Origin of the sequence: Pelosinus baikalensis, assembly GCF_020819555.1 — a bacterium.
GTDB classification, from domain to species: Bacteria; Bacillota; Negativicutes; order DSM-13327; family DSM-13327; genus Pelosinus; species Pelosinus baikalensis.
Genome location: NZ_JAJHJB010000011.1, coordinates 114,388 through 126,377 on the forward strand (window position 1 = coordinate 114,388; position 11,990 = coordinate 126,377).

At 36.0% G+C, this 11,990-nt stretch carries 11 protein-coding genes; 5 read left to right on the top strand and 6 right to left on the bottom strand.

The annotated features are described in order from the left end of the window. Window positions 1–101: 101 nt before the first annotated feature. The 4 genes from budA to LMF89_RS10290 all read right to left on the bottom strand — a co-directional run bounded on the left by budA (window position 102) and on the right by LMF89_RS10290 (window position 4,172). The gene (gene budA, locus LMF89_RS10275) at window positions 102–878 is read right to left on the bottom strand and encodes an acetolactate decarboxylase (protein WP_229534981.1); all 777 of its coding nucleotides are present in this window, start codon (window positions 876–878) and stop codon (window positions 102–104) included. 396 nt (window positions 879–1,274) lie between these two features. Continuing rightward, window positions 1,275–2,927, bottom strand: a complete 1,653-nt coding sequence (locus LMF89_RS10280; RefSeq protein ID WP_229534982.1) for an AMP-binding protein — start codon at window positions 2,925–2,927, stop codon at window positions 1,275–1,277. Between the two features lie 172 nt (window positions 2,928–3,099). Beyond that, on the bottom strand, window positions 3,100–3,828 hold the full coding sequence (locus LMF89_RS10285; protein WP_229534983.1) for an MBL fold metallo-hydrolase: 729 nt from the start codon (window positions 3,826–3,828) through the stop codon (window positions 3,100–3,102). A gap of 68 nt (window positions 3,829–3,896) precedes the next feature. Further along, the gene (locus tag LMF89_RS10290; protein WP_007935287.1) at window positions 3,897–4,172 is read right to left on the bottom strand and encodes a metal-sensing transcriptional repressor; all 276 of its coding nucleotides are present in this window, start codon (window positions 4,170–4,172) and stop codon (window positions 3,897–3,899) included. Window positions 4,173–4,329: 157 nt separating this feature from the next. Between LMF89_RS10290 and LMF89_RS10295 the strand changes: the two genes are divergently transcribed. After that, window positions 4,330–4,767 (top strand): DUF4879 domain-containing protein, encoded by a 438-nt coding sequence (locus LMF89_RS10295; protein ID WP_229534984.1) that lies wholly within the window; start codon window positions 4,330–4,332, stop codon window positions 4,765–4,767. Window positions 4,768–4,821: 54 nt separating this feature from the next. On the opposite strand, the gene LMF89_RS10300 is transcribed toward LMF89_RS10295, so the two are convergent. Together LMF89_RS10300 and LMF89_RS10305 are read right to left on the bottom strand one after the other, a co-directional pair. After that, window positions 4,822–5,925, bottom strand: a complete 1,104-nt coding sequence (locus LMF89_RS10300; RefSeq protein ID WP_229534985.1) for an MFS transporter — start codon at window positions 5,923–5,925, stop codon at window positions 4,822–4,824. After that, window positions 5,861–6,748: a hypothetical protein gene (locus LMF89_RS10305; RefSeq protein WP_229534986.1), complete on the bottom strand. Its 888-nt coding sequence runs from the start codon at window positions 6,746–6,748 to the stop codon at window positions 5,861–5,863. The genes LMF89_RS10300 and LMF89_RS10305 overlap by 65 nt, the downstream gene beginning before the upstream one ends. Window positions 6,749–7,088: 340 nt before the next feature. Between LMF89_RS10305 and LMF89_RS10310 the strand changes: the two genes are divergently transcribed. The 4 genes from LMF89_RS10310 (at window position 7,089) to LMF89_RS10325 (ending at window position 11,461) form a co-directional block, all read left to right on the top strand. Next, window positions 7,089–8,666: an oleate hydratase gene (locus LMF89_RS10310; RefSeq protein ID WP_229534987.1), complete on the top strand. Its 1,578-nt coding sequence runs from the start codon at window positions 7,089–7,091 to the stop codon at window positions 8,664–8,666. 772 nt (window positions 8,667–9,438) lie between these two features. Continuing rightward, window positions 9,439–10,611: an aldo/keto reductase gene (locus LMF89_RS10315; RefSeq protein WP_229534988.1), complete on the top strand. Its 1,173-nt coding sequence runs from the start codon at window positions 9,439–9,441 to the stop codon at window positions 10,609–10,611. 192 nt (window positions 10,612–10,803) lie between these two features. After that, complete coding sequence (locus LMF89_RS10320; RefSeq protein ID WP_229534989.1) at window positions 10,804–11,001, top strand: hypothetical protein; 198 nt, start codon at window positions 10,804–10,806, stop codon at window positions 10,999–11,001. A 301-nt stretch (window positions 11,002–11,302) separates the two neighbouring features. After that, the gene (locus tag LMF89_RS10325) at window positions 11,303–11,461 is read left to right on the top strand and encodes a hypothetical protein (protein ID WP_229534990.1); all 159 of its coding nucleotides are present in this window, start codon (window positions 11,303–11,305) and stop codon (window positions 11,459–11,461) included. Window positions 11,462–11,990: the final 529 nt, after the last annotated feature.

The following is an 11,990-nucleotide window of genomic DNA, read 5'->3' on the forward strand; positions in this document are numbered from 1 at the left end:
ATATTCGAAAAAGCAGTATTGCAGCAAACAAATCCTGCAAACTACCTTGTTTGCAAGATTTGTTTACTGACTGGCATTAATCGTTATGTTTATGCTCAACCTTATTGTTCAACTGCTTTTAACTCTTCACTATAGTCTTCATTTAACGCAGCTTTCCCAAAATCACTAGCATCTTGCGGCAATACCATGCGGAAGTCAGTTATACGAGCAATCTGAACTTTTCCTGATTTCAGACTACCAGTTAAAATATGTCCACCGTATTTACGATCATCGGAGATAAAGTGTAAATGATAGCCAGGAACATTAACACCGTTAACATACTGAGGGCACCAAAACCCAATTATAGTTCCTTTTATGTTGTTAAGATCAAATACAGTTTGATCTTTTGCTGCTTCTGTTAATGTTTTATATGGCTTAGTCTGTTTTGGAATGGCTCTCGTTTTTACATTCTCGAAAACACCATCAATGCGGACCGCATAAAAATAATTTTTATCATTTGTTATTTTGTCTAAGGATTTCTGTAACTGTTCATAGTTTAGATCATGAAGTTCTGCAAACCTGTCAGGTTTAAAATTTGAAGATGTCGCAAACGGCACTTTAACATTTCCTTCTAGTTTCAGTACTTGTCCATCTGCTTTTATCTGATAATATTCTCCATCAAGACCAATTAGTTCACCATCGAGGCCATTTAATGTGCCAATACCAAAATCACCCTGATCTTTTAAATCTTTAATTGTTAATTCTCCATCATAGACTCCTTGTAAGATGGCATTAATGGTAGAAGCTTGGTAAAGTGCATTTGGCGATTGCGCATAAGCAAACGCGTTAAAATAAATCAGAAATACTAGTGTCATTGTTGTACGTAATATGGTTTTCAAAAAAATGCGCCCCCTAATTTACTTATATTCTTTAGTCACAATACCGTGTATGATTATCAGTCTCCCCCCTCTTCCTCTGTTATTTTATGTATAATCTTTTTTGCTACATTGTGACTAAGAAGAGGTGGCTAATAAAATGTTAGCCACTTTATAAGTTAGTATAGAACATTATGGATTTTTTTTCGTATACCAAAAGGTATAGTTTCCCCAAAAAGGTTATACTGATCTTTTTTGGAAAACAGTAATATGAAGTATTTTCTTGGAATTTCATAGTTTTACTCAATATTTCCTTTATCTATTAATTTTTTTTAAAATTTTAGATAAAAGAATTCCTACAAGGTATCCTTGTAGGAATTCTTTCTAAAAATAATATAGGCTACATCACCATTAAGTTCTTTATTTGGCTGCATTCTGCAAGCCTAAGATTTTTATAGCCTGTTCACGCAGCTTGTATTTTTGAATCTTACCACTGGCTGTGATCGGATAGTCGTCTACAAAGGCAATATACTTGGGTATCTTATAACGAGCTATTTTCTCTCGGCAATACTCCTTAAGCTCCTCTTCTGTAATTGAATTTCCCGGCTTTATTTGGATAAACGCCATGACTTCCTCTCCATATTTTTCACTAGGTACTCCTACAACTTGCACATCTTTCACTTTAGGGTGCGTATAAATAAATTCCTCAATTTCACGTGGATAGATATTTTCTCCGCCACGGATAATCATATCTTTTAATCGCCCTGTAATTTTACAATAACCATTCTCATCCATGACTGCTAGATCTCCGGTATGCAGCCAACCATCATTGTCAATAGCTGCAGCAGTCGCTTCGATCATTTTATAATATCCCTTCATCGTGTTATAACCTCGAGAGCAGAGCTCGCCCTGTGTATTTTTAGGTACTTCCTTGCCAGTTTCCGAGTCAATTATTTTCACCTCTACGTTAGGCAGAGCTCGCCCTACAGTAGTCACCCGCAATTCTAGAGGATCATCGGTTCTAGTCATGGTAATGCCCGGTGAGGCTTCTGTCTGACCATACGTGATGGTGATTTCTCTAACTCCCATCTTATCTACAACTTTCTTCATTACCTCAATGGGGCAAGGTGATCCAGCCATAATACCAGTCCGTAAAGACGAGGTATCATATTTGTTTTTTCCCATTTCTTCTAGTTCCATTATGAACATCGTAGGTACTCCATGGACGGCTGTGCAGCTTTCCTTTTCAATTGTTTCAAGCACCTTGACGGGATTGAACACTACAATTGGAACCATTGTGGCACCAGATACTACACAAGCCATTGTTCCCAGTACACATCCGAAACAATGGAAAAAAGGAACAGGAATGCATAATCGGTCTTTTTCCGTGAAGTCCATGCACTCTGCAAGACTGCAGGCATTGCCAATCAAGTTATTATGAGTGAGCATAACCCCTTTTGGAAAGCCTGTCGTCCCTGAAGTATACATCATGCTAATCACATCATCCGGGTCTAGAGAATCTTGACGGACTGCCAGCTCCTCATCCGTTACCGTGTTCCCTATTTCAATTAGTTCATTCCAGGTAAACATACCAGGATAGTTCTTTTCATCAATTACTATAATATTTTTCAAAAAAGGCAATCTTTGTGATTTAAGTTCTCCTGGTTTGCAGTTATGCAGTTCAGGACAAAGTTGATACAGCATACTGATATAGTCTGAACTTTTTGTCCCTTTAATTAAGATAAGGGTAGTTGTATCCGACTGTTTTAATAAATACTCTAATTCAAAGATCTTATAATTCGTATTTACTGTTACTAATACTGCTCCCATTTTGGCACTGCCGAATTGAGTAATAACCCACTGGGGCACATTTGTAGCCCAAATGGCAATATGCTCTCCTTTTTGCACGCCTAGCTTCATTAAACCTTTAGCTGCCTGACTGCAAACGTAGCGAAAATCCTCGTAATTATACCGTAAATTAAGATCAGAATACACTAAGGCCTCTGTCTTCGTATTTTCTTTTGCCCTCAAATCAATTAACTGGCCTATGGTAATCTTGCCGAAATTTCTCACTATTATTTCCCTCCAAAACTAAAAATAAGTTCATTCCATACAATAATAAAACTCCATCCTAAATTCAGGATGAAGTTTTTTCGCTTAGCATCCAAATTATTTAAGTTATATTATTATATTCCATTTATTTTTTTATGTTAAATACTAATCAATATAAAAGAGCTGCCACTTATCAAAATTCAGTGGCAGCTCTTTGTGATTTCTTCACTTGTAACCGATCTCCAGAAAAAATGGGACACCAAGAAGCAACAACTTTTCCCTTTGCGAAAAATCCAGTAGGAGGACTCCATCTTTCGCCGCGAGTATGCATCGCTACTAATTGCTCTACATTAACTCTACTGCAAAATTCTTTCACCCCAATTGATCGATACTCTTCTAATCGACTATCCACAGGGAAGAAGGCCACATCCAATTGCAAGCCTTCCAATTTATCCATTTCTTTTTCAAAAAGATTCTGAGCTAACACTTGATTATATTTATGGTCCCATTTCCAATGCCACCAATTTAAGTCACCAGCATGAAACAATCGCCATCCATCCACTTCAACTAGAAAAGAAACTCCCAGATCAGTAGAACCATAAGCTTTAACTTGCAAGTTCCCATGAACACTTGTCTCATAAGGTCGCAGCCAAACAATTTTTTCAGGGCTAATACCTACATTACCAATATCATCACTTAGAAAAAACGCAGCTACCTGATCCTGCCATGTACTTATGATCGGATTAAAATGATCATGATGACTATGAGAAGAAAATACATGTAGAAGCTTTCCCTTTTGTAACAGTTTGGCAATTGTATCCGAAGTATCTTGATAATAATCAAAAACCAATGTATGTTGTGCAGTTTGTACAGCAAAACCGCTATTTTCCAAATAAATTATATCCATTTGCAATGGTACCATAATTTCCTCTCGATTTAATCCATAAAGCAGTCTAGCCTTTTGCAATCTTACTGGTTCTTTCCGTCCATTTACTTGATGTAACGATCAATTGCCTCCTGTAAATTCTTCAAAAACTTCTCCTGCTCACCTTCTTGGACGGCATGAATCAGGCAGTGTTCCAGATGATCCTTAAGAATAAGCTTTGCAGTGTTATCAAGAGCTTTGCGCACAGCAGCAATCTGCAGCAATATTTCAGGGCAATCGCGTTCTTCAACAGCCATCTGTTTCACGGCTCTAACATGACCTTCTATTCTAGCTAGTCTATTAATAATTTGCTTCTGATGAACATGTTTGTGATTTTGCATAAAATACCCCTCCATGCTTTTTATTATATCCTCCATAGGGGGAATATCTCAAGAAAAATTATAATATATGTCTTAAATTCTCTAATTTCAAAGGAAAAACAAACTTTTTGTAGAAGATTAAACGTAGTTAATCAAACATAAAAGGAGGGCTAAATATATGAAAAAGTTGCTTATGTCAGTTGTATTACTTTGCCTATTCACTTTAGTAACTTCTATTGTAAATGCTGGACCAGCCCCAAATCTATCAAATGTTCAAATTACGCACGTCGGTGCTGAAAATACGGATTGGATAGAAGTTCGAAACATCCCCACAACAACCTTATATGGACAAAATTTTTATATAGCAGTTCGTTTTATTGGCTATCCTGATCCTAATCGCATTTTTTTATATCAGAACGGAAGTAGAATTCCAACAACTCTAGTGACCGAACCTTTTGCCAGAGAGGGCATTGGTAATCCTTATACTGGATGGATATATCAATTTAAAGTCCCCATTTCCTATGGAAATGGAACCATTGTGGTACAAGCTGACGGTATACGTGGCGGTACTTATTATAGCACTATTTATGGAGTTAAAGCTGTACATCAGCCTTAAGCTTATAAGAAGTAAAAACCTCGCAAAAATGCGAGGTTTTTACTTCTTATAAGCTTAAGACTCTTTTGTGGAAGCGACTTTCATGTTCTTAGTCTTTAAGCTTAAAGTCAATAGTAATCCCATAAAATAAATTAATGCACCAAAGCAATACGCAGATGCAAAACCTCCATGATACTCAATCATCCATCCTGCAAGCCCAGGTCCTAGCATTTGTCCTACAGCATAAAAGGCAGAGATAAAACCAATTGCCGCTGAAATGTACTTTTGAGGAACCTGATGGGATGCCTTTACTTGAATTAAAGCAAGAATTCCCCCTATGGATGATCCCCAAATGACAGCCGATACGATAAAACTCACCACGTTGTGAAACATAAGAGGAATAATATCCCCGATGATAGCCCAAAGCAACGCTGTAATTAAGGTCCTTTGTGATCCTATTTTATCTGAAATCATTCCCCAAACAGGTCCTCCTGCAATGGCAAAAACTCCTCCCGCAATGTTATCAGGAATACCAAGTTCTATCATATAAACAGTTTGATATAAAATTGGAATTAAATATCCCACTCCTACAAGAAAATACAGCCAGGCAATTTTAATCAATTCCTTATTGTGCAACCATTTTGGTTTTTCCTCGTTGCTGTCTTTTTTATTTGTATGATTAGGATTTTTTAAAACCTGAATAGCAAGTACAATAACACCAAGAGAAATTGCCCCAAACAATAGCCATACTGCACGCCACCCCAGTTCAGGAAATTGTTTAACTATACTCGAAACCAAAATGCCATTTAAGAACATGCCAATTCCTGCCCCGCTCAATAAAAAACCTAATACCATTCCTCTTTTATCTGGAAACCATCCTATCGTTAACGACATCAGCGGAGTAAATACAAGAGCACTGCCAGCTCCAGCAGTGAACATGAATAAGGAAACCCACCAAAAAGATGATCCCCAAGCTAAACCAAATAAGCTAATCGTAACGCTCCATCCTCCTACCAGCAGTACGGCTTTTGATCCCCATCGAACAGCTAAGACCCCTGACAATCCAACAGTTAGCAAGTACCCCAGAAACATGAAGGTTCCAAGCATCCCGACCTCAGAAAATGATAGAGATAGGCTTTCTTGCATATAAGGGAGGACTACTCCATAGGCCATACGCATGAACCGTTTCCCCAAAGATTCTTTTAAAGCCATGTTTTAATTTAAATTCATTCAAACACACCAGTTTTGCTAAGCAAACTAAAGATGTCGGAACAAGGATTCGATCATCTAATACTTCTCGAGCCCTATAAATACTTTTAATATCGATAGTAGAAAGTTTTATTCGATGGTCTACCTTATCTTTCTCAAACAATGATTCATTAAAATATACTGCAAATAACTCTAGTATCTTACCTTCTATAAACATATTTTTTAACGTGCTTTTATAAGGACAATTCAGCATCTGCTGCAAAATGACATGCATTGCTGGGCTTATATTACTACGGTGAAAGATCTCCTCGCACTCTCCGATTCCCGAAATGTCCCATTCATCACAAATATTTTTTATAAGTTCTTCAAATTTTTGCAGACTCATTTTGATTTGCATAAAACGAATTTTTTCTGCAGATGGATACATACACCTTTTTTTGCTTTTCCTGCTTTTAACTAAAAAACTCTCACCTGCTAACATTCCTAATTGCGTTTTCATTCCTTGGAATGTCCATTGAAGTCCTTCTTCAAAACAAAAAAACAAATCAATATGAGGTGTCCGGGATATGCCCTGCACTTCCATTCTCTGCGAGAAATTCATATCAAAATACAATACTTGAAAATGTGGGTTTGCTACAATCTGCTTGCAATATCCTTGCCCCATTTCCGCAGGAATTGTGAATTCATATCCACTGTTTTCAAAATTATATACTCGCCCAAATCCTTCACATACAGGACAATTTTCGTCCATTACATTTATCATTTCATATGGCTTCATCTGCATGTCAAACATTATCATCTCACCCTTTCAGAAACGTACTGCTAAACTTCCTATGAGCTATAAATAATTCAGGCACTTTTAGCGCGCGCTTATCTAAATGATAAGTCCATTTAATTATTAGTACTATTATGAGTAATTGATATTGATTATCATAATAGATAGTAACAATCTTTACACTGTAAGTCAACAAGCTAAAGCCAATGGATTATACTTTGACATTTGTACAATTGGTATCCTCTTATTTTAAGGTTCCAGCTTTTTCACATATTTTTATTAAGAATGTACAAACTTTATAATAACTGTTATTATTGTTTTTCCAAAAATTAGGTCAATTGAAAATGGAGGATTATCAATGGCAAATCATGATACAAAAGCTTATCTTGTTGGGGCTGGTGTTGGTTCTCTGGCGGCCGCTGTTTATTTGATTCGAGATGGTCATTTCCCAGGAAAAAATATCCATATTTTCGAAGAAATGAACATTACTGGCGGAAGTTGCGATGGAACTGGTTCAGCAGAAAAGGGATATGTCCTGCGCGGAGGCAGAATGTTAAACGACGAAGCTTATGAATACACTTGGGAACTTTTAAAGTTTATTCCTTCTATTACTGACCCCCAAATCTCTGTGAGAGATGAAATCATTGCTTTTGATAAAAAAGTACAAACCCATGCTAAAGCTAGGTTAGTCGACGAAAATGGCAAAATAGTAGATGTCAGTTCTATGGGTTTTAGCAACAAAGATAGAATGGATTTAATGAAACTTACCATTAGCCCGGAAGATGCTCTTAAAACCTATACTATTGAGCAATTTTTTTCACCTTCCTTCTTTAAGACCAATTTCTGGTACATGTGGGCTACAACTTTTGCTTTTCAGCCTTGGCACAGTGCTATCGAATTTAAGCGTTACCTCAATCGGTTCATGCACGAATTTCCTCGTATTCATACGTTAGCAGGCGTAACTCGAACCCCCTACAATCAGTATGATTCTATTATATTGCCCATTATAAAATGGCTTGGAGGACAAGATGTTCATTTTGAAATGAATTGCAAGGTAACAGATCTTGATTTTAAGCCGTCACAGAAGGAAAAAACAATTGAGCGTATCCACTACTTAGATGCAGGAAAGCAAAAAGAAATTACGATTCATAATACTGACTTAGTTTTTGTCACAAATGGCTCTATGACAGAAGGCTATAGTCTTGGATCTATGACCTCAGCCCCTCGCCTTGGGTCCAAAGGTGCCTCCTTTACATTGTGGGAAAACATTGTAAGAAAACAGCCTGATTTGGGTACTCCATCTGTCTTTACAGATCATATAGATAAATCCTTGTGGGAATCCTTTACTGTCACTTGTAAAGATCCTATATTTTTTGATTTAATGGAAAAGTTCTCAGGTAATTCATACGGCACAGGCGCTCTAGTAACTTTTAAAGATTCCAATTGGTTTATGTCTATTGTCTTAGCCTATCAGCCACATTTTATCAATCAGCCTGAGAATATTAAAGTCTTTTGGGGCTATTCTTTATTTCCTAACAACATTGGTAACTATATACAAAAAAAGATGTCTGAATGTACAGGTGAGGAAATATTAATTGAATTATGTTCTCATCTCAGGTTCCACAAGCATATTCCCTTCATTCTCAAAACCTCTAACTGTATCCCCTGCATGATGCCATTTATAACCAGCCAGTTCATGCCGCGGGTAAGAACGGACCGACCGGAAGTTATACCGAAAGACTCAACCAATCTCGCTTTCCTAGGTCAATTCGCTGAAATACCTGACGACGTTGTTTTTACTGTAGAATATTCTGTTCGATCAGCACAAATGGCCGTCTATTCGCTTCTCAAATTAAATAAGGAAGTTACACCTATCAACCAACATCAATATGATGTGAGGATATTATTCGACACTTTTATCACTTCCTTCCGATAAAAAAATGACTATGTAAGCAGATAATCTGCAATTACATAGTCATTTTAATTGTCTAACTATTTTAGCATCCTAAAACGATACGTTATTGTTCAACTTTATTTATTTTATTATTAAGAATTACATCCTTATATTTGATTTTATCTTGGTACCTCCTGTATTCACTTAGCATACAATAGAGTAAGTCATAAGGCTAAGCATGAAAAAGGAGGAATACTTATGGGCTTCGGTGGTTTTGGTAACGGACGCGGTGGTGGTAGCTTTATTATTATTATAGTGATCATTTTGCTATTCTTTTGTTGTTGCAATGATGATTTTTCCTCTAGTTGTTAATCAATTTAAAAAACTCATTCAACAAACTTCATCCCTCTTGCAACCACGTTACTATAAGCGTGGTTTTTTTTTGTTAAAAAAGCGTCCAACAAAAAAGTATGAAATTCAAAACATACCTACTTTGTGGAGAAGAGATTGAAATTTACGATGTAAATTATTGACTATTTTCCGGTTTATATTCTCTCACGTGATTTGCTGTTGTTCTAGCCAATCCCCAAATATTCCATGAATCCCTCTCAATGTAAAATTTCGCGGCTAAGGACTTATTCTCCTGCATTTTAACTATCTTTGCCTTTTCGTACGAATCATATCAAGCATTTTCGAAAAACTGGAAGTCGAATACATTTAATTAGAGTTTCAAAGCAGGATTCATCTAGATTTTAACGAAATGGAAAATAAAAGTATCTGAGGGATATTTTCATGTAAAATTTAAGGAGTGATTATGTTGTTATATAGAAAGTATGGAAAGACAAATGAAATGGTTTCTGTTCTGGGATTTGGCTGTATGAGGCTTCCTGTTATCGGCGGTGATCCTACTAACATTGATGAAGAACAATCAATAGCAATGATTCGCCATGCAATTGATGAAGGTGTAAATTATATAGATACTGCATATCCTTATCATGGAAAAGGTATGGCTTATGGTGGAGCTAGCGAGCCTTTTGTGGCAAAAGCATTGAAAGATGGCTATAGAGAACGTGTAAAATTAGCTACGAAACTTCCTAGCTGGCTAATCAAAACACGGGCTGATATGGATAAATACTTAAATGAACAATTAAAACGCCTTGAGACAGATACCATTGATTTTTATTTAGTCCACTCACTTAGTGCTTCTACATGGCCCAGCCTAAAAGAGGCAGGAATTAGTGAGTTTTTGGATCAGGCAATTCAAGATGGCAGAATCAAACATGCAGGATTTTCATTTCATGAAAGAGTTGGCTTGTTCAAAGAAATCGTTGATTATTATGATTGGTCATTCTGCCAGATTCAATATAATTATTTAGATGAAAACTATCAGGCTGGCAAAGAAGGATTGGAGTACGCAGCCAAAAAGGGATTGGGCATTGCTATTATGGAGCCACTGAGAGGTGGAAAAATTGCTGAAAATCTTCCTGATGATGCTCTTTCCTTTTTTGATCAGGCAGATCCAAAAAGAACGCCTGTTGAATGGGCACTGCGCTGGGTATGGAATCATCCTGAAGTATCAATTGCTTTAAGCGGCATGTCAACTATGGAGCATGTTACTGAAAACCTTAAAATAGCTCAAGATGCTCACGCAAATTCATTAACCGAAAAAGAAATCAACATCATCAATCAAGTAAAGTCTATTTTTAAGGAACGAATAAAAGTCAATTGTACCGCTTGTGCCTATTGTATGCCTTGTCCTGCTGGCGTGAATATTCCAGGGTGTTTTACAATCCTTAATGATAATTTTATCTTTGGTGATAGTCCTGCAGTTAGAGAACGGCATAAATTTCTATATAATTTCCGCCTTGGCTCAGAAGCACATGCATCTAACTGTATAGAATGCGGTAAGTGTGAAAGCCATTGTCCTCAAAACATATCCATCCGCAAGGAATTACACACCGTTAAAGAATTATTTGAATCAGTTTAACCTGCTGAATTAAGAATTAATTTACAACTAGAACAAGCAACTACGATAGCATTAGTCTGCTATTTTAGTTGCTTTTCTTTCTTCATATCATATCGATTTTAATACATATAAATTCATTTATAAAATTCATGATTGTAAGGATTTTGGGGTATCTTAAGATACTATAAAGAATCTGTTAATGGAGGTCTTACTATGACTAAAAATTTATCGAAGAACCAAATTCATGAACTAACTATGCTCGTTTTAAACCAACTGGATTTCCAGGAAGCAAATGAGACATCATCGGCTACGATTATAGCCGATGATGTTGTGCAAAAATATGCCGAAGTTTATGAAAATATTCAAAAGAAGAATACACCACCGAAAGTCACAGTTTCTAATAATAAGTGAGTAAAAAAAATAAATTGGTTCTCAACGAACAAGTGTTTATAACTGCCTGGTTGCGACTGTTCCGTAATTACTACGGGCAGTCCTTTTATTTATTTTGCAGCAACAAACTATTCAAGTTACCGTATCCCTAGGACGCTGCTCTTAGACAACATTTGAATCCATGCTATATTATTATAGATAAATATATTTTTCCATCTAGAAAGAAACTTCGTACATATTTCTAAATGAATTTCAAATAAAGGAATTCGATATAAATCTTGTACCCATGGTTATCAGCAATATTAAGAAAGGAGTTTTTGAAATGTCAATATCAGCAGTAAATGCAACTATGAATAATCAATATTTAACTAACTTTCAAAAAGCGAATAAGACCGCTATACCTAAGGCAATTCCAAAGTATACAACAATAACGCCTCCAAACAAAACATTTGATTTCAAAGGCTTAACAATCAAGGAATAATACTATTCCTCTATATCCCACTTATGAATATCGCTACTATATACTGCTGCTACCAAAGGAAAGTATATAGTAGCGATATTTCTTTAATTATTAGTAACTCTGATGAAATTCTCCTTAAAATGGAAAACTATTCATTTGAATTTTATTTTTCCTTATATTTTATCATAATCGATATCACACTAATAGACAAATAAACATCCCCACAATCAGACCAATTCCAAAGTCGACCATATGAGTAATCATTTTATTGAATCACCTCATTGCAGTTTCCGTTATATAGATTACGCATTCGAAAAGTCAATGATACTAAAATAACTTAGACAAGCTAGAATCAACAGTATCTTAATTCTTTATGTGGATGCTTAACACGATTATCTTTGCTAGATATATCCTAATTATAAAGAAAATGTATTACAGTTTTGTTACAAAATTTTCACATCCATTATCTATTATCTATTATCTAAATTAATCTAAAATCGAGTAGGAGCTGAATAATTATTTTATCCAGCGACCTCTCACACCACCGTAC